The organism is Candidatus Woesearchaeota archaeon, from assembly GCA_016214075.1.
Lineage (GTDB): Archaea > Nanobdellota > Nanobdellia > Woesearchaeales > DSVV01 > JACRPI01.
Genome location: JACRPI010000005.1, coordinates 81,096 through 106,704 on the forward strand (window position 1 = coordinate 81,096; position 25,609 = coordinate 106,704).

12 protein-coding genes are annotated in these 25,609 nt (G+C 41.3%); 8 read left to right on the forward strand and 4 right to left on the reverse strand.

Annotated features, from left to right (window positions below; all coding sequences use genetic code 11):
• Window positions 1–125: 125 nt before the first annotated feature.
• The 6 genes from HZC31_01245 (at window position 126) to HZC31_01270 (ending at window position 12,119) form a co-directional block, all read left to right on the forward strand.
• On the forward strand, window positions 126–6,170 hold the full coding sequence (locus HZC31_01245; protein ID MBI5001990.1) for a fibronectin type III domain-containing protein: 6,045 nt from the start codon (window positions 126–128) through the stop codon (window positions 6,168–6,170).
• A 195-nt stretch (window positions 6,171–6,365) separates the two neighbouring features.
• The gene (locus HZC31_01250) at window positions 6,366–8,222 is read left to right on the forward strand and encodes a nucleotidyltransferase domain-containing protein (protein MBI5001991.1); all 1,857 of its coding nucleotides are present in this window, start codon (window positions 6,366–6,368) and stop codon (window positions 8,220–8,222) included.
• 84 nt (window positions 8,223–8,306) lie between these two features.
• Window positions 8,307–9,752 (forward strand): LamG domain-containing protein, encoded by a 1,446-nt coding sequence (locus tag HZC31_01255; protein ID MBI5001992.1) that lies wholly within the window; start codon window positions 8,307–8,309, stop codon window positions 9,750–9,752.
• 246 nt (window positions 9,753–9,998) lie between these two features.
• Window positions 9,999–10,763: an SIMPL domain-containing protein gene (locus tag HZC31_01260; protein MBI5001993.1), complete on the forward strand. Its 765-nt coding sequence runs from the start codon at window positions 9,999–10,001 to the stop codon at window positions 10,761–10,763.
• Between the two features lie 253 nt (window positions 10,764–11,016).
• A complete protein-coding gene (locus HZC31_01265; GenBank protein MBI5001994.1) occupies window positions 11,017–11,742 on the forward strand; it encodes a hypothetical protein in 726 nt (241 codons plus the stop codon).
• Window positions 11,743–11,888: 146 nt separating this feature from the next.
• The gene (locus tag HZC31_01270; GenBank protein ID MBI5001995.1) at window positions 11,889–12,119 is read left to right on the forward strand and encodes a hypothetical protein; all 231 of its coding nucleotides are present in this window, start codon (window positions 11,889–11,891) and stop codon (window positions 12,117–12,119) included.
• Between the two features lie 236 nt (window positions 12,120–12,355).
• On the opposite strand, the gene HZC31_01275 is transcribed toward HZC31_01270, so the two are convergent.
• Entirely contained in the window at window positions 12,356–13,552 is a 1,197-nt protein-coding gene (locus HZC31_01275; GenBank protein MBI5001996.1) for a bifunctional folylpolyglutamate synthase/dihydrofolate synthase, read from the reverse strand.
• Between the two features lie 374 nt (window positions 13,553–13,926).
• On the opposite strand from HZC31_01275, the gene HZC31_01280 reads away from it, so the two are divergent.
• Both HZC31_01280 and HZC31_01285 read left to right on the forward strand, forming a co-directional pair.
• Window positions 13,927–14,337, forward strand: a complete 411-nt coding sequence (locus HZC31_01280; GenBank protein ID MBI5001997.1) for a hypothetical protein — start codon at window positions 13,927–13,929, stop codon at window positions 14,335–14,337.
• Window positions 14,327–22,984: a hypothetical protein gene (locus tag HZC31_01285; GenBank protein ID MBI5001998.1), complete on the forward strand. Its 8,658-nt coding sequence runs from the start codon at window positions 14,327–14,329 to the stop codon at window positions 22,982–22,984. The genes HZC31_01280 and HZC31_01285 overlap by 11 nt, the downstream gene beginning before the upstream one ends.
• A gap of 6 nt (window positions 22,985–22,990) precedes the next feature.
• On the opposite strand, the gene HZC31_01290 is transcribed toward HZC31_01285, so the two are convergent.
• From HZC31_01290 to HZC31_01300, 3 genes are all read right to left on the reverse strand, one after another.
• Window positions 22,991–23,917, reverse strand: a complete 927-nt coding sequence (locus HZC31_01290; GenBank protein MBI5001999.1) for a hypothetical protein — start codon at window positions 23,915–23,917, stop codon at window positions 22,991–22,993.
• Window positions 23,918–24,005: 88 nt separating this feature from the next.
• Complete coding sequence (locus HZC31_01295; GenBank protein ID MBI5002000.1) at window positions 24,006–24,203, reverse strand: hypothetical protein; 198 nt, start codon at window positions 24,201–24,203, stop codon at window positions 24,006–24,008.
• A 225-nt stretch (window positions 24,204–24,428) separates the two neighbouring features.
• On the reverse strand, window positions 24,429–25,604 hold the full coding sequence (locus HZC31_01300) for a methyltransferase (protein ID MBI5002001.1): 1,176 nt from the start codon (window positions 25,602–25,604) through the stop codon (window positions 24,429–24,431).
• Window positions 25,605–25,609 lie beyond the last annotated feature (5 nt).

Below are 25,609 nucleotides of genomic sequence, written 5' to 3' on the forward strand. Positions count from 1 at the left end.
TACAACACGCACCAGCAAAGACCTACAACACAATTTATACATTTATTAAAAAATAAAAAAGAGATGAATTGTGATCAAGCAGCGAGGCGAATTAAACTAGTCAAGTGGCGAATAAAAGGTCAAAAATGAAAACAAAATCAAGAAGCAGAAAATTCAGTAAATTCTTCGTCGCGCTAGTTCTCTCACTCCTCTTCACAACACTCCCTGTTGCCTTTGCGGTGTCGGTGAATCCAAGCTCGATTGTTGTCGAAGTAACAGACACAACCGCGACAATTGGTTGGACAACAGACACTGCGTCAACAGGCATTATTAATTATGGAAAAACAACATCTGGAATGCAGAGTGTCGCGTCAACAGCAGGGCAGGCAACAGCGCATGAAGCGTCAATCACAAACATTGAAGATAATCAGTATTATTATTACAATATTCAGGCAACAGACAGCGCGGGAACCTATACGTCAACGTACATGAATTTCACGACATTGCCAAAAGCGCCAGAAGATTTGGAAGCGGATGTAGACATAAATTACGTCACTTTATCGTGGACTGAACCAGATGGCGCGCAATATTACAATGTCTATCGCAATGGAGCGCTTTCCGCGGTTGCGCCAGGAGAAGAGTATGAAACAAGCGCATTAAGTTACAAAACAACTTACACATTCAAAGTCACCGCGGTGGATAAATATGGACGAGAAAGCGCGGCGTCAGAAGAAATTTCTGTGACAACAAAAGAGCAGCCAGTGAATATGACATTTGTGCAGGCAAATGAAATCACCAAAACAACAGCAGTTGTTTCGTGGCAGACAGACAGAGAAACAAATGCGACAATAAAGTATGGCACAACTAAAACAGTATTAAATCTCTCGCAGAAAGATAGCGATCTCACGACAACGCATGAGTTCACATTGAAAGATTTGCAGGAAGACACAACGTATTATTATGAAATCATTGCAGCGTCATCAACAGGAGCAGAAATATATTATTTCAAAACATTGGGCGATGAAACAGCGATTGAAATCATGAATGTCGAATCCAGTGATCCAACACGAAGTACTGTGGAAATTAGCTGGACAACAAATTATGAAACACGCGGTTCTATCGAATACAGCACAGATGATTCTTTCTCAGAGTCAAAAAGAGAAGATACAGAACAAGTGCAGCACAGCGAACAACTCAGTGATCTTCTCAGCGGCATGACATATTACTATAAGGTTGTCGTAGACAGCACAGAAAGCGATATCTACAATTTCACCACATCAGAAAGTTTGTATGATTTCCTTGATCTCGAAGATGTTCCATCATTAGTAAGCAGCGCAACGCTCACGCTAAAGGGAGCAACAGCAGAGAATGGAAAAATATACATTTTTGTGAACAAAGAAAGTAATCCATATGCGCAAGTAATGATGACTGCGACAGGCACGCAGTTTGAAGCAAATGTCACCTTAAACGCGTACAGTTATGTGGAGGGCGTGAAAGGAAGAAACATTGTCGAGATTGATTCTTGGGATGAAAATAATAACAAAGCGGTAAAAACCTACACAATCGATACAGATCTTGGTTCACCTTTACTCACCCTCAACGATATTCCAACCTATATCAACACAAACAAAGTCAATGTTTCAGGATATACAGAACAAAACGCGACAGTCACATTCCTCATTGATGAAAAAAGTAAAGGATCAATTTATGTCAGTGATGAAACAGGATTTTTCAGTTATCAGGTGGATGTGGGAACATCGACAACAAACCATACGTTTGCAATAGAAGCGCAAGATTATGCGGCAAATACAGTGAGATATGAAAAAATAATATATGTCGATCGACAAGATCCAAAATTAGATTTCTACACGAGCTTTGCGGAGCAAACGCATTACAAATTATTCCGAATTGATGGAAATACAGAACCAGGCGCGGCGATCACCGTCACGAATTATGGCGAATTCTCTGGCTGTGAAACCCCTGAATTCCAAACAAAGTACGGTGAATGTGACTATCTTGCGAATGTGTATGGGCCCGGTCCGTATCAATCATTAGAAGCGCTTCTCGATCCAACAAGTTTGATGGTGGATCTTTTATCGATGACTATTGGTGTTCCAACATCAACAGTCGCGGACACTGATGGAAACTTCTCCGTCATTGTTTCCTTGTTTCCAGGAGAAGCGGATCAGCAGCTGCTCGGGAAAAACACATTAATTTTTAACGTCACCGATCAAGCGGGCAACAAATATGACACGACAAAGCAAGTGAAATATCAACCAAGTTGTATTGACTGGGCACTCGCGGAAACAACATCATTCCCAATTAACATTTACACGCAGGATCTTACTGCGGGAGATATCACAGGAAGTTCATTATTCGAATTAAGATACATTGGTGGTGGAGTTCCTGAAGTTGGAAAAATCACAGTCAAAGAAGATGAGTCTGGTGGAAAATTGATCGCGCAATCAAGTGTTGATATAGGAACAGCAGAATCAATGTATTACTCGCAGAGTTATGGTGGATTAGAAAACAGTAATGAATATATCAGCATCAGTTCGCAGACAGTCAAAACAACAGCGTATGACAAAGACACAGGAAAAGTCTACATTTACGCGCCAGTGACCATCAACAGATACAAAGACAATGTTGATGAGTTGCCAGAACAGATTGGGGTGTATCTTGATGTGTTTATGAGTTACACAGATGGCAATGGAGATCTCGCGAATTGTCACATGTATCCTGCGGTGAGTTATGATATTCAAAAGCCAGAATCATTTACAAAATGGTTGAGTCCAACGATGATTAATCAGACAATCGAGTTGCTTGATCAAACAATTAATGTCACCGAATCCGCAGTCAAATATTTGGAGATTACAGCGCGGTGGACAACAGTTGCGTGTGGCGCGACGATTGCGTGGAATTATCTGCGAGGATTTGATGGAGGCAATTATGTAGAAGACGTATCTGGAGAACAATGTAACGTCAATTTGAAAACAGTGTATTCGGTGTGTGATAGAATCTTGTGTCCAGCGATTCCGCCGAATTGTGATGATAGCAAAATAAAGAGTGAAGGATTGTATAAATACAAGGATCCAGATACGGGTCAAACTAAAGAGTGTGCGCAAGATGATGAGAGTTGTAAAGCAGGGTATAATAATGCTGTTGTAAGAAATAATAACATCAGAGCAGAGCTTGATGATGAATATGATGAGTATAAAGCAACACAAAATCCAGATGCGACATTTGAAAAATTTTATGGAGATACAAAAAAAGCAAATCCTCAAACAATTACAGATGCAGAAAATAAAGTTGGTGGAGGCTATGATTTCTCAGCAACAAAACCAAACACGTTTACTTTTGATCAGGATGGAGAAGAGATTACTATCAAATATTATGCGCTTGATGATAAAGTAAGTGGTGGCAAAACTGCGGAAGACGTGTATGGCGTAGAAGGATGCGCGGATCCGCAGGGAACAAATTCATTGATCGTGTTTACTGGACTTGAAAAAGAAGACACGCCAGGTTTCTCCATAGGTGGTTCGACGTCTAAGAAAGGACAGAATGTTTGGTGTTCTCCTAAGACAGTGGATCAATTAGAAGCGCCATCTGCGAAAAATATTCCCGGCTGCTACAACGAAGAATGCCCGCAATTCGATGATGTCAAATGTTTGGTTGGAAAAGGATCTAACATGAATCCTGCGGAAGATTTGTTTGGCAGCCTTCAGTGTGGTTGTATCACAGGAGCGAAAGGACATTTAGAAAACCTATTAAAAATTATGTATGGCGCGAAAAAATGTTTGCAGCAGGCGCTCATTGGAGAAACAACAGCAGGCTATTGTGAACGATTGATGAGTTATTTTGTGTGCGACATTCTCACGCAAATCTTCAAGCATATTTTCAATAGTCTCAGTCAGGGAACAGGCGTCGCGGCAGGATTGTTCAGCGAAGATCGTCTTGCGAACTTCCAGCAAAACTCAAAAGATATTTCTTCTGGATTAAGTAATAGATATGGAAATATTGTGAGTAATCAGCTTGGTCTTTCGACAGATGACATTATCAATAAAGCATGTCTTGCGGCGTTTACTGCGGATTGGTCAGTGCTTGAAGACGCGTTAGACGCGATTGTCGAAGAAGTTCCTGTTGCGCCAATCGCTGCGGCAGAAGCAACATCACGACCATATGGATATGATCCATTTACAGGAAGAATGAGTATCGCGTATAATTTGTATGTGGGTATTGTTCCTGGTGGAGAAACAGAAATAGACGCGTGGCTCGAGTGCGATGAAAATTATGAAGGCGACGAATATTGCGCGCAGACAGGAAGCGACAAAATCGATCTTGTGCAAAAAGGAAAAGTTCCTGGCTACATGACAAAAGATGACTTCTTTGATGAAAATATAATGTACATTGATGAAAATAGTGTGAGCTGGTACAATAAGATGGTACTCCAACTTCATTACAGTGTTGGTGGAGAAGAAGAAACACTGAAAATTGTCAAACCCATCACAAAGAAAGGAGATATTTCTGTGTTGGATTGCAGATTTTCAACAATAGAAGGAATTACCTGCTCTGTTGGCGCGGAGTTTATGGATCTTGCCAATGGAGAAGGCGGTACAGTCCAATTATACAGCGGTTCGCAAGGAACACAATTATCGCCAAAAATCACCACATACTATCCAGGCAATCAAGTTGCTGCGTTAGTAAAAGTCACGAACGCGTATCCAGATGACTTCTTTTTCCGTGTTGAGAATAGCGAAGACGAATTTGAATACTTTGCGATTGGCGGCACAGAAACAGGAGATTACAGAGGGTTGCAGTATTATTTATTGTGGTTGGATGAAGGTGCTGGAAGTGCGTCAGGGTCAGGAAAAACACTACAAGATTGGACAGGCAAACTTATTCTTCGAGGAGATGGTGAAGTTGGGTTTATGTTACCAGAAATATTTGATAAAATGAAATTACGGATTTATCCAGTAACTGCGAATGATGAGAAAGAAGCAGTAACGTGTGAAATCAGCACATTTGCAGAGCCAGGAAGTGGAGACGTATATGAGAAGCAGTATGGAATAAGAATCAAAGGAACATTGTATGCTATTACGGATCAAACGTCTTGGGAAAATGTTTGTAAGAAAGATAGCTCCATTGAAGGATGTGGAGATAAATGGGGTACAGAATTAAAAGAAAAATACAGTAGGTTAAGTACTGATGGAGCATACAAATGTATCACAAAATACGATACTCTTTCTTCAATTGATAGAAATCAGGTTGAAAGGATAGAGAATATTAAATTTAGCGATGAGATCCTCAATTATAATCCAGAAGAAAAAGAAGAATTCCAAATTACAACAACTGATGCAGAAACAGATGATGGAAAAGAGTATGTCACAACAAAATATAGTTCTTCTGCATCAACAACCGCGTCAGGCACCTCCTCCAAATCCTCCACGATCAACGTCCTTGCAGACATAAATGAAAATGGGCAAGGAGAAACAAAAATTTATTCCAATGATCAGAAACCAAAAGATCAGGCAGTAAAGCTCACCTACACCATGAACAAAGCAGAACCGACAGGAGACAATATCAAACCAGTATTGCACTTTATTGAACCAGTCACCATCATCGAGCAATCCACAGGATATGTGAATAGTAATAATAAACCTGTGCCAATTGGTTTTACAGCGTGGGATGACAAGAATGAAATCCTCACACTATCAGTAGGAATTGTTGGCTATAATGGCTATCAATGTTTAGCAAAATGGAAATGGGATGAAGCGGCAGGACAACTCAAAGACCAATCATCAACAGATAATAATAACTGCGGTCTCACTGCGACAGATCGATCAATCGGTTTCGAAGACAAACGTCCATCATTTTTCGAATTTGATCTCACCGTAGATGGTTCTAACATTGTCATCGATGACGACGCGTATTATGATATCACGATTCATGCGGTTGATGAAGATCAGAATGAAGCAGAGCCAGTGATTAGAAGAATAAGATTCGGAACAAAATTAACCTACGAATATGAAGACATGCTTGTCTGTCTTGGCGGTTCAGAATGTTCTTCAGCATATCAGGAACCAAATATGGATGTTGAAGCAATCGCGTCAGGTTCTGCTGCGGAAGCAAAGAAAGAATCTGAAGAGTCAAGCGGTTCTGATGAGGACGAAGAGTTGACTGCGTTGACGTAATTCTTTTGTCCTTTGTTCTTTCTCTCTCCTTACATTTCTTCAAAAAAGCACAAATTTTATTGGTTTGTAAGCCCATGACTCTTTTGTCCCACACCTCACAGAGAAAAACAACAAATATTTATATTAGGGAACGAGTTAACAGAACAGAGAAAGAGAAATATGTAACTCCTAAATAATGAAAATGAGGTAAACTCCATGTCTAAAAAAACAAAGCAACCAGAATCTATTCAACCAGTACATCAAGCACCAGCAGAGCAGTCAATGTCAGCAATGCAAGTTCCAGCAGATCTTCCAAAAGAAGCGCAGGAGAGACTTGCGGAAATTAAAGCAAAGCTCGAAAAGTTCCAGAAAAAAGTTGTGGAAAAGTTCGATAAATATATCGCGGCAGTTGGTCTTCTCCCACCAGAGCGGGGAAAAGATGGGAAGCCAGTAAATACAGAAAAGATTAATGTTATTGTTCTCGTCGATGATACAGACAGCCAGAAAATGTCGAAGCAGGAACTGAGAGAAAAACTCCAGACAATTATTCTCAAGATCGCGGAAGAAGTGGATAAGAACCTTGTTCCTGATGTTGTTATTTATTCTGAAGTATGGCAGAGTTGCTATGATGGAAAGTTTGATCTTGTGCAAATGATTGCGATGGCTGCTCCTGTCTATGACACAGGAATGCTTGCGGCAATAAAAATCGCGGAAATTCACAAATCAATGGTCATCAAGAAATTCGAAAAATACATTGTCAGCTATGTTCTTAGCGGATCATTAGTGCGAGGCCAGGCAACTGCAACCTCTGATATTGATGTCTTCATTGTTATCGACGATACAGACGTCAAAAAAATGACACGCGCGGAGCTCAAAGACAAACTCAGGGCAATCATCATTGGTATGGGTATTGAAGCTGGCGATATGACCGGCATCAAGAACAAGCTCAACATCCAAGTCTACATCTTGACAGACTTCTGGGATAGTTTGAAAGAAGCAAATCCAGTGATCTTTACCTTGCTCAGAGACGGTGTTCCATTTTATGACAGAGGAATTTTCATGCCGTGGAAACAGCTTTTGAAGATGGGAAAAATCAAGCCATCGCAGGAAGCAATTGATCTCTTCATGAATTCAGGAGATCAGATGTTGAAGCGCGTTCGTTTCAAGCTCAAAGAAATTGGGATGGAAGATACATATTACGCGATTTTAACACCATCACAAGCAGCATTGATGATGCATGGTATTGCGCCGCCAGCGCCGAGAGAAACAGCGCAGCTCATGCGAGAAATTTTTGTCAAGAAATTAAAGATTTTCGAAGAAGAGTATGTCAAAATTTTAGAACACAATATTCAAGTGCGAAAAGATCTTGAGCACGGAACAATGAAGGAGCTCACTGGAAAAGAAATTGACAAATTGCTTGATGACGCGGAAAAATATCTCAAACGTGTTGAACGCTTGTTTACTCAGATTGAAAAAATGCGTGATGAAGATTCTGTTGCGCAGATTTACGAATCTGTGGTAACTATTATTCGTGACATCCTTCGTTTGGAAGGAGTTGAGCGGGTTAAAGATGCAGATATTGTGAACCTCTTTGAGCATGAAGTTGTGGAGCGGGGGGTTATCCCCCAAAAATTCCTTCGTATGCTGAAAGAAATTGAGAAGGCGAAGCATGATTATGACGCGAAGAAGATCACAAAGACAGATGTGGATAATGTGCGCAAAGCGAGCAGTGAGTTTGTGAAATTCATGATTGAGCATCTCCAGAGAAAGCGTGGCAGAGAATTAGAGCGCGCGAAGATTCGTGTGAAGCATGGGAATAGATATGGCGAAGTCATCTTGCTTGATGATATTGCGTTTATTATCCATGACATTGATCATGAAGAGAAAGAAATTTCAAAAGCAAAGATCAATCCGAATGGAAGTCTTGGCACGCCAGAAGCAACAACGATGGAAGAGCTGGAGAAGCATTTAGTCAAGGTAGAAATCCCAGGCAAAGTCTTCATAAAAGAACCAATGTTCGAAGATTTGAAGAATATCTTCGGCAAAGATGTGGAGATTTTAGTGAATTATTGAAAGTCAGTTTTTGGTTAAGTGTAGCGTCGAATGAAGTGAGCGCAGAGGGAAAAAACATATAAACTGTCAATCTATACAGTGCTCATGAAGCTTCAAATGAGAATAAGTTGTGTATTCTTTGTATTTTTATTAAGTATTACTGTTGCATTCGCGGCAGCGCCGACGCATGACGATCCGGTTTTAGCAAGCACTGAAGGCACAGATTTTGATGACGAAGATTTGACAGTCTCCCCGCAAAATTCAGAAGATGCGGATGGAGACACCATCTATAATATCATCGCGTGGTATAAAGATGGAGCACCGTATCAGGGGATTCATCTTCCATTTGACGATGGAACAGCGACCGATTATAGCGGAAACGAGAACACTGTTTCAGGCAATGCGACATATACAACGTCTGGACGAGATGGAACAGGCGCGTATTCTTTTTCAGGAAATACCTATCTTGCTACTCCAACAGATGCCTCCATAAGCATGACCACAGCGACAGATGATGTTGTCGCGATGAGTTTCTGGATGAAAACAAAACGAAAAGCGTGGCAGCCGTTGATGATCAAACAAAAAGAGTACGGCGTTACTATGGGAAGAAATGGTGGGTTTATTCTTTATAGCTGGGGCGATAATTCAGGAGAAATAGGAAGCGGGTATGCGGATAATACATGGCATTATGTTGTCGCGGTGTTTGAAGAAGGAAGCGAATATCGCATCTATGTTGACGGAACATTGATTGGAACAAAAGCGACAGCGGATACATCAGCAAGCAGTACGTATGATTTGGAAATGGGAAGCCAGAGAAGTGGGAAGAGTTATTTCAAAGGAACAATGGACGATGTCATTGTTTTCAATCACGATCTTTCTGACGGCCAAGTGCAGGCGTTGTATGATTCATATCTTACAGGAGCAAATCCTTTTGAGACGATCGCATCTGATGAAACAACCGCGGGAGAAACGTGGTATGCGGAAGTAACGCCGACTGATGGAGTAGAAACTGGTGTGACAAAACAGAGTAATGTTATTACAATCATTGTGGCTTCATGCCCTTACAGTTGTTCATCGCAACTTTGTCTTTATGAAGATGGATCATTGGTTGCAGAGGTAGATCAAATAGATAGTGCGGCTATGTCTGCTATTGAATATATTCGTGTTGGTCATGGTTCACAAACGTTTGATAATTTAAAATTGATTATTGATGGTGTAACCTATCTTGAGGAAGATTTTTCTGAAGCTGTGGGTTGCTTTGATACAGGATCTGTAAGTAGTGGCTATTATGCAACAGCGGGAACAGACAATAACTGTGCGCTTGGTGCCACATACGACTTATCTCAGTCAGAATGGGCGGTTATTGTGAATTCATTAACAGGAAATAATAAAGCATATCTTTCACTTCGTTCTTCAACAGCTGATGGCTCAATATGGGCATATCAAGAAGCGTACCAGGCATATCTTGATGATGGTAATGGAAACCGTGATTATTTTTCTATCCCTGATAAAACAACTGACCATGAATTAGTTATGTGTGGCAATAAATGATTATAGTCAAGGACACAAGTAATTGAGCAAACAAGTGTCCTTGACTATATTATGGAGAACATTATATTACCCAGTTGTTTATGTTCTCCACTATAGGTTTGTCAGGTAAGTAAACTTCTGCAGTAAAATTATCGGGAAAGAACGATAACTTCCATCTCATTCAAACTCTAAAATACATATTTATATATGAATACTATTCTAAAGAGCAGGTAAACATGTATTCAAGTATTCATGGAGGAGAGAAGCATGAAAGAAGAAAAAAACAGTATGATTATGATCGCGTTGGTGATTGGCTTTATTGTCGTGAGCATGCTCTATGCGTTGAAGAGCGCTCCGGATATCACTGTTGCGGATCAAGAACAGAGAGAAACAATTACAGTGAGCGAAACAGTCGAGCAGGAAACAATGCCTGATGAAGCGTATGTCTACATTGAGATCGAATCTCGAGGAGATACAGCGCAGGAAGCAAAAGAAGAGAATGCAAAAGTAAGTGATGCGGTGCTTGACGCGTTGTATGAAAGCGGAATAGACAAAGAGAGTGTTGAAACATCATCCTATTATCTTGATGAAGAAAGAAAATGGGACAAAGATACAATGGAGTACATCATCACAGGGTATACACTCACGAATACGTTAAAAGTAACCACAAGCGATGTTGAAGGAGTTGGTTCTATCATTGACACAGCTGTTGATGCTGGCGCAACAGGAGTAAATTCTGTCCAATTCTCGCTCAGCAGAAGCAAAGAGAGTGAAATCAAAGGAGAAGTCCTTGCGCTTGCGGCGGAAAAAGCAAAAACAAAAGCAGAGAATATTGTGGATGCGATTGACGTTGATTTAGGAGAGTTAGTCAGCATCAGCGAAACGAGTTATTACAATCCATATCCGTGGTATGCGAGGTCAGCAGGATACGACATGGCGGTTATGGAAGAAAAGAGCTATGAAACCTCCATCTCTCCGCAAGAGTTAACAGTCAGCGCGACTGTTACATTGACATATGAGATTGTGCAATAGTTTTTTGTTTTTTCTTCTTCTTCTTTCTTTATAATTTTTTAATTACAATTTTAAGAAAAATAATCGCCAACTAAAGCGAAGACACGCACTAGCAGAGACAAAAATGTCAGGGGGACCCAAAGCACCACAGTGGTGCTTTGGGGTATTATTAAGAAAGAAAAAGCTTATCTTACAAAGCAACGGAAAATCTTAGGAGAAACTAAAGCTATCTCTCACGGCAAACTATATAAACATCCACTCCAATAAAACCCTCATGGACGAAGAACTCATCGGAAGATTCAATGGCTATGCGCAGTGGGCAGCAGAAGTGTGTTGGAATAGAAGAACAGATGAAGTCCAGAAGCAGCAGATCATAAACACCATTCGCGTAAATAGAAACGCAGGATTCACGAAAAACAAAGCAGCAGTAGATGAATTAAAAGCGCTTCTTCAAAAAAAACAAATTCCTGCGACAGAAATGCATATCCAAGTGGCAGGCGACATACGAGAGACACTTAAAGAATTAAAAGAACATTTCAAAGACATGCACGCGGAGCTGCATGTAGAAGATATTGTCCACGGAGCAGGACGAGTGCATGAAAACGTCGCAGCGTTATATGATGCGCTCAAACGTCAGGAAAAAATTCTTCTCAATCTCAATGACGCGGTTTTCGCGGATCTTATTCCTCATCTTTTTTTCCTTTATAACAAAGAAATTCAGCTCAATCAAAATATAGAGCAGCATAGCCATGGCATGTACAAAAAGAGCGCAAAGGTGGTGAAGCATATCAATCAAAATTATTTCTCTCGCTTAAAGCAAGTTTCAACAGAAAAACAGTTTTTTGAAGACCACAGAGAAATCTTGCTTGCAACTTATTTGCTCAGTGTTTCTGGAAGAACAGTGGGAAATGTGCATGGCCTAAATACGACAGAAGGCAGGCAGGCGGAAGCGGCGTTTATCAGCAGTTTGGCAGAATTAACCACCTTAGTAAAGGGATAAGAAGCTCTTTTGGAACAAGAACCGCGGTAAAGGAAGCAAAGAACCATTTTCTCCGACGGTAAAATCAGAAAACTTTATATACTTCTTCTTCTCAGAAAGAAACATGTTGAAATGTAAGTGTTTCAATAAGGACTGAGGTGGTTAAAATAGCAGCAAAAAAAGTAGCAAAGGTAGGAGTTAAGAAAGAAAAGGGGTATCTCTATTTTATAGATAAAAAAGGAAACGTCGCGCGCGCGAAAATGTCTCGCGGCAAAAACAAGAAAGGAAAAGCAAAACAAGAAGTTGTTGCGAAGCCAGGAGTCAAAAAAGAATCAGGATATCTGTACTTTATTGACAAAGACGGAGACGTCTCCCGAGCGGCAATGGCGAGAAGATAGACCTTTTATTGATTTTTCTTTTTTTTATTTTTTATACCAATTCTCATAGTCATTTTGTTGATGAACAATTTCTAAAATATTTTTTATCCCCAAAACACGCACTAGTAGAGTCCTGTATCACAATTCATCCTTTTGTTATTTAATAAAAGATAAAGACATAGAGATTCAAAAGCAGTTGAGCGATTATAGAAAAGAGTGGCGATTCAAACACTAAGTAAACAAACAAAAGAAATGACTCATCTGTAAATCTCCCCAACAGTGTAAAAACTCCCAGTCACAACGATCAAATCCTGTTTTCCAGAAATCCTTTTTGCCCGTTCCAGCGCAGCAGGAACTGCTTCAACGACTTCAGCATCCATTCCATATTCCTTTTCAAGATATCGTTGAATCTGTGCGGGTTCAAGTGCGCGATGGCTGTTTGGTTTTGTCGCAATAATAATTCCAGCGACAGGAACAACTTGATCAAGCATCAGTTTCCATTCTTTGTCCGCGAGAATTCCAACAACAATAATAATTCGTTTATAATCTCTTTCATCCTTCAACTTTCGCAATTCTTTTGCAAGCTGGCTCATCCCGCCAGGATTGTGCGCAACATCCACAAGCACATTCTGTTCAATAAACTCCAGTCTTCCGTGCCAGGTGGTTGTTCGCAGTCCTTCTGCGATGTGCACTTTCGCAATCATTATCTCTTTCTTCTTGAGCGCTTCAAGCGCAGCGATAACAACCCCTGCGTTTTCTTTCTGCATTTCTCCTTGGAGAGAAAGGTCATATGCATCAGTAGGTTTTGCGTAAACAAGTTCTGTATTTTTCTCTTTGCAAACTTCCTGAATCACTGAGAGCGCTTCTCCTGTCGCGGCAGTCACGCAAATGCTGTTTTCTTTGATAATCCCTGCCTTTTCCCGCGCAATCTCCTGTTCCGATTTCCCAAGTCGCTGTGTATGTTCCAAACTAATGTTGGTAATCACACTAAGAGTACTTTGAACAACATTTGTGGAGTCCAGTCTGCCACCAAGTCCTACTTCAATAACACTAAAATCCACATGATTATCTGCAAAATAAAGAAACCCAAGAACAGTCATGACTTCAAAAAAACTTTCAGTGGTGACAAAAGGTCGAACACGATCAACAAGGCAGGCAAAATCGTTTTTTGAAATCTCCTGATTGTTCATTCTGATGCGTTCAGTGATTCGAGAAATGTGTGGAGAAGTATAAAGCCCGACAGTATATCCAGCAACATGAAGAATCTTCGCGAGCATCGCGCAGACAGATCCCTTGCCGTTTGTGCCAGTGACGTGCAGAATTGTTCCGAGTTTTTTTTCAGGGTGCTTCAATTTCTTGAGAAGCGCTCGTGTCGTGTCAAGATTCCATTCTCGTTCAAGAGTGTTTTCTTTCTCCAGAGTTTCAAGCCATGCGGTTGCTTGTTGGTAGTTCATAAAAGTCAAATATTATACAGAATATAAAAAAGTAATGGTGCCACAATACATTTCGAGTGATATAAATTTTTTCTTTGACATCAAATAAAAATAAAGACATGGGGATTTTCAAGCACTGCTGGGTGATTGTTTTATGTAGTAAGGCAATTCACGCACAGGCTTAGCGAAGCTTTGTTCAGTAAAACACGCATCAGTAACACAAACTGTCAGGGGGACCCAATGCTCCTGTAGAGCATTGGGGTTTTAAGGAAGTAAAATAAACAGAAATTGGACCGACCCCTTTTTAGGGGAATTTTCATATTCATCACTCTCAAGTTTACTCAAAAACTGCGAACCTTTATGCAAACGTTTAAATAAGATGAAATATCAAAAAAATGCAAAAAGGGGTGGGTGATATTACACGCAAAGGGGTGCGTGTCCAGGAGTTGCTCTTGGAACGTATTAAGAAAGAGGATCATCTTATTTCTACAAGACAGCTTGCCCTCATTTTGAATCTTTCTTGGCATACAGTACAGCAGCATTGTCTTTCGCTTCAGGTAAAAAAAAAGATTGATGGCTTTCAAATTGCTGGATCTTATTTGTGGATTCGAAAAGGTTCTTTCATAGTAAAAAAACAAGAAGATGAAACACTTCTCCAAACATTTCTTGATACAGAAATAAAAAAACTGAAAGATGAAATCAATATTTTGAAACAAAAGAAAATAGAATCAAAAACTTCTCAAAAAATACGAGAGAGAGAAACAACAGCGCAGAATAGTGCGGGAGGTGAAAAAAATGTGGAATAAAAAAATTTCAGAGAAAATGCTGATATTCTTTTTCGCGCTCGTGACTGTATTTTCTCTTTCCTCTTTAACAGTCGGCGCGGTATTCGCCAATTGTCCAGGTGATACCACAAACGGCTGGTGGGATATTTCCAACACGCAGACAGTGAACACCACTGAAACCATTGTATGCGAATACATTAACATTACATCCACAGGAAAATTGTATGTGAACAGCAGCATGGGTAATTTTACAGTCAACATTACTGTCGGCAATCTCACGATTCAGGCAGGCGGAGAAATCAACGGATCAGGGACAGGGTTTGAGAACGCGTCAGGAGAAGGAGGAGCAGTAAGTGGCGCGGGTCCAGGAGGCGCTGGGCACGGCGGAAGAGGAGGCGGAGGAGGAACGGTTGGATTCAATGGGGGAAATCAGTATGGATCCCCGCTTGAGCCGCGAACGTTGGGAAGCGGCGGCGGTGGAGCACAGGGTGGTGATGGCGGGGGTGCTGTTCTGATTAACGTCTCCAACATTACCTGGGTGAATGGGACGATCGCGATCAATGGCGAACCCTCAAAAACAGGATCCCAGGGAGGAGGTGGCGCAGGAGGATCATTATATCTTGATACAGATTCTTTGCTGGGGACAGGAACAATCCAGGCGAAAGGCGGTCAGGGAAGAGATACTACAAATGATGGAGGTTCTGGCGGCGGCGGACGAATCGCGGTGTACTACAAATCAAGTGGCGAAGGATTTAGTTTCAACAACACCAATGTCGAAAGTCTTGATTCCCCTGGAACAGGAGCGACGGGTGATCAAGGAACAGCAGTGTTCATTGATAAAGATGATAAGAATTTGTACATTGTTGGCGGCTTCGACTTCACGCTCGCGACATATAATTACAGTAACGTGACTGTTGAGCATGCGTGGCTGCGAGCAAATAATACATTTGAGTTCAACGCGACAAATTTTGTCAATACAGGCGGTCGTGTCACAAACATAACCTGTTATAATACCTCGCATGATTTCACTATTCGAACGCTTCGAGTTTTAGGTCTTGATAATGTGAATATAACAGATAGCGGAAGAAGTTATAGCGAGTGCGGAAATATCACGATTCATCGTTTGGAAACAAGAACAAATTATACAGTCAGCGTATTAACAATTCTCTCCAATAAAACATTGATATTCAACGTCAGTAATGATGACCTTGTCCTGCGATCAACGTTTTTGTTTGGAAATTTGAACATCACCAATCTGACGAATATGAGCATAGACCGTTTGTCGTCGCTGAACGCGACAGGCATGGGAAATAAAAATGGAACATTTGAAGGAAAAGGAGCAGATGGCGGTTCAAATATAGCGGCAGGTGGTGGAGGGTATGGTGGTATTGGTGGAATAAGTGAGGATAATGCTCTTGGCGGTCCACAATATGGCGATCCATTCGCGCCTGGGTTGTTTGGTTCTCCAGGTGGAGCGGGAAGCAATGGCGCGTTTCTCGCGACAGCGGGAGGAGGAATCATTTATCTGAACATCTCAGGAACATTGTGGAATAATGGAACAATTGTCGTGGATGGAGAAGATCAAAAAGTGACATCAGGAAATCGCGGCGGAGCAGGGTCAGGCGGAAGTATCTGGATTGACACCACAAATTATTATGGGACTGGATCATTATCCGCGATGGGCGGGCAAACGCCAAGTGCCGCGGAAGCAGCAGGAACAGGCGGTGGCGGAAGAATCGCGGTCTATTATAACACGACAAATAGCGAAGTATTTTTTAATACAACAAATGTGCAGTCACAGGATTCCGCGGATCCAACTGCAGGGGCTGGTCATCCTGGCACAGCTATTTTTATGGACAAAAATGATAAAAATCTCTACATTGTCGGTGGTTTCGATTTCACGCTTCCAACCTACAATTACAGCAACGTGACTGTCGAGCACGCGTTCCTGCGAATCAATAGATCATTTGAGTTCAACGCGACGAATTTTGTCAATACAGGTGGTCGTGTCACAAACATAACCTGTTATAATACCTCGCATGATTTCACTATTCGAACGCTTCGAGTTTTAGGTCTTGATAATGTGAATATAACAGATAGCGGAAGAAGTTATAGCGAGTGCGGAAATATCACTATTCATCGTTTGGAAACAAGAACAAATTATACAGTCAGCGTATTAACAATTCTCTCCAACAAAACATTGATCTTTAATGTCACAAGCGATGATCTTGTTTTACAATCAACGTTTTTGTTTGGAAATTTGAACATCACCAATCTGACGAATATGAGCATAGACCGTTTGTCGTCGCTGAACGCGACAGGCATGGGAAATAAAAATGGAACATTTGAAGGAAAAGGAGCGAATGGGGGTACAACCCAAGGAGGAGGTGGCGGAGGGTATGGGGGAATAGGAGCGCTCTCAGAAACGAGTAATGTAGGTGGTACACCTTATGGTGATTCTTTTGCTCCTCGGTTGTTTGGTTCTCCGGGAGGAGCGGGTTCTAACGGAGCAAATAGAGGAACAGCAGGAGGAGGAATTATTTATCTCAATATTTCAGGAACATTGTGGAACAACGGAACAATTGCTGTGGATGGCGAGGATAATAAATATACAGGAAGCAATGCAGGCGGTGCTGGCTCAGGAGGCTCTCTCTGGATCGAAACAACAAATTATTATGGAACAGGCGTCTTGTTTGCGAGGGGCGGAAATACTCCAGCCGCGGCACAGGCAGGCGGGACAGGCGCTGGTGGAAGAATCGCTGTTTATTATAACACGACAAATAGCGAAGTCTTTTTTAATAGTTCATCAGTCGCCGGACAAGAGTCTCCCGATACAACAGTAGGTATAGGCGATCCAGGCACAGCTCTTTTTATAGACAAAAATGATAGAAACCTGTATGTCGTTCAAGGTTTTGAATTTACGCTCGCGACATATAATTACAGCAACGTGACTATTGAGCACGCGTTTTTGCGTATCAACAATACATTTGAATTGAACGCGACGACTTTTGTCAATACTGGAGGCAGAGTAACAAACATGACCTGTTATAATGCGTCGCATGATGTGACGTTCCGCGTGTTGCAGGTTGTTGACGTGGATAATTTTAATTGGAGTGACAGGGGTAAAAATTTTAATGAGTGCGGGAATGTGTCTATTCACAGAACAGAAGTGCGGACGAATTATTCCATTTCCTTTTCAACGATTGAATCAAATGGGACGCTGAAGTTTAACGTGACTGATGATGATCTCACGTTGACAAAAACAATTTTCTTTGGGAACATGAACTTCACTGTGGTCAACATGACTATCAATGGAACATCATCATTAATCGCTAAGTTCCGTGGATATGGGAATGGAACAGGACCAGGGACAGGGACAACAGGATCATCAGGAGGAGGCGCTGGATATGGTGGCGCGGGAGGAGCAGGACAAGGAGGAGAGGCAGGAGGTTCGACATACGGGAGCAATCTGACCCCAAATGATGTAGGAAGTGGTGGCGCGGGATCAAAAACAGAGGAGGGAGGAAACGGCGGTGGAGCGATTTTTATCAACGCGAGCAATAGACTTGAAATAAACGGAACAATAAACGCGAGTGGAAGGCAAGGATTCGTAGGACAAACAGGTGGCGGCTCAGGGGGAAGTATCTGGTTATGGACACGAATTTTGAATGGAACAGGAAATCTTTCCGCGCATGGGGGAGATGGCGCAGCGGGGGTATTTGATGGCGGCGGCGGCGGTGGCGGACGAATCGCTGTCTATTTTAGAAACGATCAAACGAATGGATTTAGTCGTGATGTGAATGGTGGAGAAGGGAATAGTGGAACAGATGGCGCTGCAGGAACAGTAGAATTTTTGCAGACAAATGATACGATCGCGCCAACAGTAATAAATCTACAACCTCCTTCAGACAGGACTGCTCCTGCTCGCGCGATTATTAATCTGACAGTCAATGTGACAGATAATGACGAAGTACAAGTTGTTCTGATCAATATAACGTATCCAGATAATACGTCAACAGGTCAGCTCTCCAGTCTTCTAAATCTGACAAAAGTGGGGACACGGTACAATTTCAGCTTTGGAGATACCACCATGCTTGGAACGTACAATATTACGTACATCGCGAATGACACTTCTGGAAATATAAATGATACCACAAAAACAAACTTCACCATTCTTGTCAACGCCGCGCCAACACAGGGCACACCTATTCTCAACACAACGTTGGGGCAGAATACGACATTGGAAAATCTCACTGTCTACAATATTTCCACGGCGGATGTGGATAATGAGTCTGTCAAGAATATCATAACATGGTACAGAAATAACACTATTCTCACCATTCTGAATGTTCCAATGGAAGGAGGCAGCAATATATCTGATACAAAAGATTATGGAGTCACTGCGACAAATGGCGCTGTTGATGGCCCGTTTCGGAACGCGACAGGGGGCTATGATGGGAAAGGCGCGTATAATTTTGATGGAAAAAATGATGTCATTAGTTGGGACAATGAAACTTTTTTTGATATAACTACAGAACTCTCTGTTGAGTTCTGGTTTAGAAGGCAAGGATACGGACTTACGGTAACACCACAGTTGGAAGTAATGATTGCGAAAGGTCAGGCAACGCCAGGAGGTTTTTTTGTAGGGTTTAACAGTTCAGAGAGCAAACTTATCGCCGGAGTAAATAATCTCAAAATGCCGGGAAATAGCGTTATCCAGAATAACACCTGGTATCATGTGGTGGTTTCATACAACACAACGAACGTGAGTCTCTATGTTGATGGAGTCTTGGATGCCAGCAAAGGACATAGTGGTCTTGTCCTGAATAATGTGAACATAACAATAGGAGGTTTCGCGGTAGCAGGCAGACCATTTAATGGAACTATTGACGATGTGAGAATTTGGAATGTCTCCTTGACAGCAGGGCAGGCAGAGGCGTTGTACAGAAATCTTACCAACACGCTCGTGAGCGATCAGTTGAAAGCAGGTGAAACATGGAACGCTTCAATAACGCCGAATGATGGGGGCATGGATGGAACAACGAAAGTCAGCACAGCGGTGACCATTTCGCAGGATACAACAGCGCCAAGTGTCACGAATGTTCGTCCAGTCGCGAATAATTTTACAAAACAAAGTGTTGTCGCGAATATCAGCGCGACTGTAACAGATGGTATTGCCGTTGACAGCGTGCGGGCAAACGTGACCTATCCGGACAATACAACAAAAGAACAGCTTGTTCTTGTAAAAATAGGAAACATCTACAATTATAGTTTTGGGAACACCTCTACGCAGGGGCATTACAATGTGACCTTTATCGCGAATGACTCTGTCGGAAATATAAACAGCACAGAAAAAACAAACTTCACTGTGGATTCAACAGCTCCGAGCGTGCGCTTGCTTGTTCCAGTGGCAGAAACTTCTTTCACAAATGGAACAGTGATTAATGTGAGTACAACAGTGACTGATGAATTCCTCAATGTCGATGTTGTCCTCGGGAATATCACCTGGCCGGATAATACAACAAAAGAACAGTTCCGTCTGGAAAAGGTAGGAAGTATTTACAATTACAGTTATCCCAACGCGACAGCGCAGGCAGGGGTGTATAACCTTACATTTATCGCGAATGATACAAATGGCAACATTAATGCAACTGAAAAAACAAACTTCACTATGAACGCGACAATAGTAAGCGCGGGAATCGACATCGCGAATACCACCAACATCACCTTCAGCCCAGATCCAATCAGGCAAAATGATCGTGTTTCATTCAACGCGACGTTTAATGTCACGGGAAATCTCAACGCGACAGGATTAAATGTCACATTAACAGTGGACAACGCGTTTATTACCTCAACATCGTTTAATCTGGAAAATGGAACAACGCGAGTAGTAGAACTCAATTGGACAGCGGAGAATGGAACACACGCGATCAGAATAAACGCGGACGCGAATAACACCTTCGATACAGAAACGTTTGAAAATAATAATAATGCGACCGCAACTATTACTATCTTCAATGTCTCTGTCCTCAATTTCACCAGTCCGTCGCAGAACGCGGAAATCATACGAGGAAAAGACACGAATTCTTTGCCAGGAGAAGACACACTGAAGAAAGTCAGCAACTTCACGACGATTCAGGCAAGGGTCTACAATAAATACGCGACAGGAGTTGGAGTCAATTCAAACTGTACGTATTATTTCAACAATACAATCTTCCTGGGATGGAATCAAACCAACACGACAGGAGAGTGTACATTCACGTATGATCACACGATTTACGCGACAGCTGTTTACAATATTACGGTCAATTATACCAACCTCAACACGACAAATTATCTTGCAGATAGCAATAATTCGCTGATTGATAATGAATCTCTTATTGATCTTAGTAAAGTAGAAATTGATCTTGACGCGGAAAATCAGCGCACAGGAAGTGTCTATAATCCAGGAGATGTTGCGGTGATGAATATCACAGTCACGAAAAACAGCACTGCGTTTGATCCAAATAAGTTCATTGTCGAAGTCAAAGATCCAGGAACAGAGTGTAACACCGCAGGAGGTATCTTCTTCAATCATACGTATCCTGGAGATGTTGTCCGCCTCAGTACAGGACTATTCCAAAGCTACTCTGTTTTAGAAGTTGATACAGATATCCACTGGTGCCTTGTCGTCAATAATTCAGCAGGAGCTCCTCTCGCTTCGGCGTCGCATTCCGATAAAGAAGTGACAAACACCAATGCAAACAGAGCAAATTTCACAATACTAAATTCCGAGTCACAGGGAGACGACGCTGTCTTTGACGATGTAAACATAACGTTCTTCAGCAGCAGAGGAAATTACAAAATCTTTGACAGAAATTTCAGTACAACAGATGGAGGAGAGAATAGAGTCTTGACATTGAATGAAGGATATAATGTCTTGTTTAGACATCCGGGAAGACAGGAACAACTCAATATTACCGGTTTGAACATTACAGCGGGAAACAAATCACTCCCATTTAATTTGTTGATTAATTACAGCGGCGTTCTTCCCGTGCGATTTACTAATCTGACAGACATTATTGCCTTCAATAATTCAGGATTCACATTCACCAGCGCGAACATAACGTTGCAAAAATCAAATCTCAGTGTAAACAAGATTGTGCATTGCACGAATTGGAACTTCAGCGCAGGCGCATGCATTGGATTATGGGAAATTAATCAGACAAGCGCTTACGCGAATTTTGGAGAGAACGCAACGCACATGTGGTTCCAAGTATCAGGATTCACTGCGTACGCTGGAGGAAATGGATCAAACGTGAATCTCACGATTTATGATCAGACAGATGTAGAAGGTGGTTCAGTCGAGGCGCAGACAGGAAATAATATTAATTTTACCGCGAATTATACAAGAGCGGTGGATAATGTGACTATTACAGGAGCAAGCTGTAATATTTCGTTTAGCACAGCGCCGCTTGAACCTTCCGCGATGACGTTTGATAATACGAAACAAATCTACAATTTCACAAGAACCTTTAACACGACTGGAAACTTCACCTGGAACGCGACCTGTGGTGCAGCATCTTTCGACACGCTGACCGCGGTGGACACAATTGAAGTCTCAGACACCACCGCGCCAACAGTGAGCGCGATTAGTCCGACAAGTATTACGTCAGCACAGCAGTACACATTTAGCGCGACAGTGACAGATGGAAGCAGTCCATTAACCTGCAATTTGTTTATTAACAATGCGAATGACGGAGCGATGACAGTCTCAGGAACAACAGCAAGCAGAGTTGCGAGTTTCAATGTTTCTTCACAACAAAAGATTCTGTTCTACGCGAATTGCACAGATCCTTCTGGAAATAACGGATTTAACATCACAAATGTGAGTGTTGCTCCTCAGGAATTGGGTGGCGGAAATCCTGGTGGAGGGGCTCGTGCAGGAGGAGAATCAAGTGCAGCGACTGCGGATGGTCTTGAAGGAGGCACAACATATCTCAATCTTGGAAAAGGAGATATTATTTCAATAAAAGAGAAAAATGTTGATAGTTCTGTCAAAGTTCTGGCAGTCTATCCAAATTCTGTCCGTATGGATGTAGGTGGAGTGTATAATGTTGTTCTGCTGGAAGGATTATTTAGAAGATATGATCTGAACAACAATGGAATTTTGGAAACAACCATTTATGTGGATGATGTAGTCTCGTATTCAAAAGTAGCAATTAGTATTTTGGTGGAGGAAGATGGTGGAACAACGGCGCGGTCTTCACAGTTCTTTGATGTGCTTGGAACGATTTGGCAGCGCGTTGTTGGCGAGCAGGAACCTGCTGTTGAAATAACAGAAAAAACAGGAGAAGAGCAGGAAGAGCTTTCTCCTGCTGAAGAACTACAACAAGTGGAACAGTCAAAAGAAAGTTATACAAAGAGAGTATTGAATTTCATGGTTGAGTTTGGCGAGTATGTCAAGAGCAAAGGAGGTATGACAGGGAGTGTTGTAGCAGCGCAAGGAGAAAATCTTCAAGGAATTATAAGTAGTCCTGCGCAAAAAGCAGTGCTTGTTTCCATCCTTACACTTGGAGTGCTTGTTCCTGCAATTACTGGTTCGTATGTGTATAGAAAGAAGTATAGCAAGAGAAAAAATAAACTTGCAGAAGAGCTTGAAGAAGAGATGAAGTATAAAGGACTTTAAGAAAATCTACCAACCATTAAATTCAACAGGTGCTGTTTCTTTTTTGTCCCATGGAGAGGGAAGAGGATTTGCCTTCCAAAGTTGCGTATCATAAGAATTCTCATCTCTTGGCTCAGGTTTTATAATAACTGTTGCAGTGAGGTACGCATGAGTGGCTGGTGCTTGGTATGATCCATCTGTTGGTAAATACTGAACAAATCCTTGAAAAATAGAGTCTCTTGGGTATTGTTCCTGGAGTTTTTCCGATGGTATAATGCGAAGCGTGACACGGTAAAAATCGCTTGCAGGAAGAGGGAAAGGAAGCGTGTATGTATAATCTTGCGAAGCTGTAGTTCTCTTTTCCTCTGCTTTAACAGAATTAGTGCGCTTCAGTTCTGGATAGGTAGAGTCGTTTGAATATGGTTGAACAAACGCTGCAAGAAGTGCTTGATAAGAAGGATCTTGAAGAATTGCATCATGAGGATATGCTGCGTTACTGATAATTGTTCCAAGACTGTTCTGGACTTCTACGTGAAGCGTCGAGAGAGTGGGTACATCATAAACAGAAACAGCAAGTTCAAGAGAATCATGGGCATTGTAGATCTTGACATCATGATGGCTGAGATTATAGCGAGTGGCGGATCTATCTGCATACAAATCATAATCAGCTGCTAAACACCAGTGAATCTGCGTTGTCTTTGTGAGTGTATTATATAATTCACAAGCGTGTGCTGGGCTCAACATCTGGTCTGCTATGAAAGCCAATTCCTCTTGGACATCTTCAGGAAGTGACGGATATTTTTGATTTTTAAGAGGAATAAGTTCTACAGAACCAGGAAAAAAACTTGCTAATTCAGTAGGGGTGCGTTGAGATCTAAATTCTTCAGCATAAACGCTGTAAGAAGATACTAATGCTGTACTGGCAAAAATAAATGCTTTGTATGTTTGTACCATATTACCACTAAGAAATAGTTAATAATTTATAAAAGTTATGGCGTATCTGGCAAGTGCTTTGTGGTGCGTCAGAGAGATAATCTGCGTACTATTTCGTTCTTTTGCTTCCGCCTGTTTTGTACGGACTAAACTGTCCTTTTGCTTTTTGTGATGTTTTGTGTTCTGGATAAATTTCGTAAAGAGCAGATTCGTCATAGCCGCATTTTTCACAAATAAGAATATTAATGTCCATATATAATTGAGTTTTTGTTTTTGCAGATCCACATTTCGGGCAATGTTTTGTCATTTTGTTTCTTTCTTCTCTTATCAGTATTGCTAAGTAACGCAGTCTTAGTTTTTTAGTGCTGCTGAGTGTAACGAAGCGCACCTCGCTTCCAATTGGCGAAAGAATTGTCGCCAAGCACTGCACATACACTCTTTAGCTATTATTTATTTAATTTATCAAATATTTCAAAATGGATTGAAGAGTGTATTGACTTTGCGAATATTTGGCTTTGTTTGCGATTCTTTCCTATCGTATGAACGTAATAATAGTGTTATAATTCTTTTTATTTCTATTCAATTTATACCCTCTTGCAGCATCCTGCATCCCTTTTTTGTCCACATGAATTCCTTTCTTTTCTAATAACAATGTAATTCTTGTTGCAGTGATAAATTGCACCACTTGCGTGATGTTCTTTGGATCTTCTGTATGTCTGCAGCGTTCAAAGTCAATCATGATAGGAATTCCTTTTCTGATAATGATATGTTTGTCGGGGTGATTCATTTCATATTTATTGATGCCCAAAGAATCAAGAAGATACATTTGTTGTAAAAGTTTTTTGATCATAGAAAGAATGTCTTTTTTCTGATGTGTTTGAATAAATTCCTCAAATAAATATCCTTCAATAAGTTCCATCACAAGAAACGTCTCTGTTGCAAAGAAAAGTGTTGGTCCAATGTGATGCGGATTCAGTTTTTTCAACCATGTTGCTTCAAATTGCACAGTGGAAAGTGTTATTGCGTCAGGTCGTTGTATTTTCACCACCACTGCTTTTCGTTTATACACTCCTTTATACACCAACCCTCGTTTTCCTTTTGCGAAATAATGAACATCTGTTATTTTATGTTTTTCAAGTTCTTTGAGAAGCGCTGATTTTGTGATCGCATACACATATAATGTTTCAAAGGAAATGTGTTGCTGATCAATTTCTTTTGCTTCGAAAAGATTCTTTTTAATAATCTCATCAATAATATGCTTTTTAGAAAACGAGCTGAAAAGAAGAAGAACTGTTCCATCAGGAGCAAGATAGTTGTTCACCGCAGCAAGAAATCGTTCAATAAGTTCATATCCTTTTTTTCCTGCGTCTAAGGTTATGTCTGGAGCTCGTGGATTGGTCGGAAGATACGGCGGATTGAAGATGATGCAATCAAATTTATCTGCTTTTATGTTCGAGAAAAGATCACCTTGTTTAAACGTTATTTTCTCCTTTTTAATAATTTTTTTGCAGTGATCAATCACTCCTTTCTGAACATCTACCGCAAGAACTGTTTGGACGTTTGCACACTGTGCTGCTGTTTCTGCGAGAATCCCAGAACCAGTTCCTATCTCCAGGACGGTTCCTTTTGCGTATTCCTTAATGTGCTTTTGGATGAGAAAGCTGTCTTCTGCAGGTTCGTATAGAATGAAGGTTTCTTTTGTTCTCATGTTCC

Bases quoted from the DNA above. Each gene is read 5' to 3' on its own strand.
- HZC31_01250 (MBI5001991.1), top strand. From the start codon at position 6,366: ATGTCTAAAAAAACAAAGCAACCAGAATCTATTCAACCAGTACATCAA.
- HZC31_01290 (MBI5001999.1), bottom strand. From the start codon at position 23,917: ATGGTACAAACATACAAAGCATTTATTTTTGCCAGTACAGCATTAGTA.
- HZC31_01280 (MBI5001997.1), top strand. From the start codon at position 13,927: ATGCAAAAAGGGGTGGGTGATATTACACGCAAAGGGGTGCGTGTCCAG.
- HZC31_01275 (MBI5001996.1), bottom strand. From the start codon at position 13,552: ATGAACTACCAACAAGCAACCGCATGGCTTGAAACTCTGGAGAAAGAA.
- HZC31_01300 (MBI5002001.1), bottom strand. From the start codon at position 25,604: ATGAGAACAAAAGAAACCTTCATTCTATACGAACCTGCAGAAGACAGC.
- HZC31_01245 (MBI5001990.1), top strand. From the start codon at position 126: ATGAAAACAAAATCAAGAAGCAGAAAATTCAGTAAATTCTTCGTCGCG.
- HZC31_01285 (MBI5001998.1), top strand. From the start codon at position 14,327: ATGTGGAATAAAAAAATTTCAGAGAAAATGCTGATATTCTTTTTCGCG.
- HZC31_01260 (MBI5001993.1), top strand. From the start codon at position 9,999: ATGAAAGAAGAAAAAAACAGTATGATTATGATCGCGTTGGTGATTGGC.
- HZC31_01295 (MBI5002000.1), bottom strand. From the start codon at position 24,203: ATGACAAAACATTGCCCGAAATGTGGATCTGCAAAAACAAAAACTCAA.
- HZC31_01255 (MBI5001992.1), top strand. From the start codon at position 8,307: ATGAAGCTTCAAATGAGAATAAGTTGTGTATTCTTTGTATTTTTATTA.
- HZC31_01265 (MBI5001994.1), top strand. From the start codon at position 11,017: ATGGACGAAGAACTCATCGGAAGATTCAATGGCTATGCGCAGTGGGCA.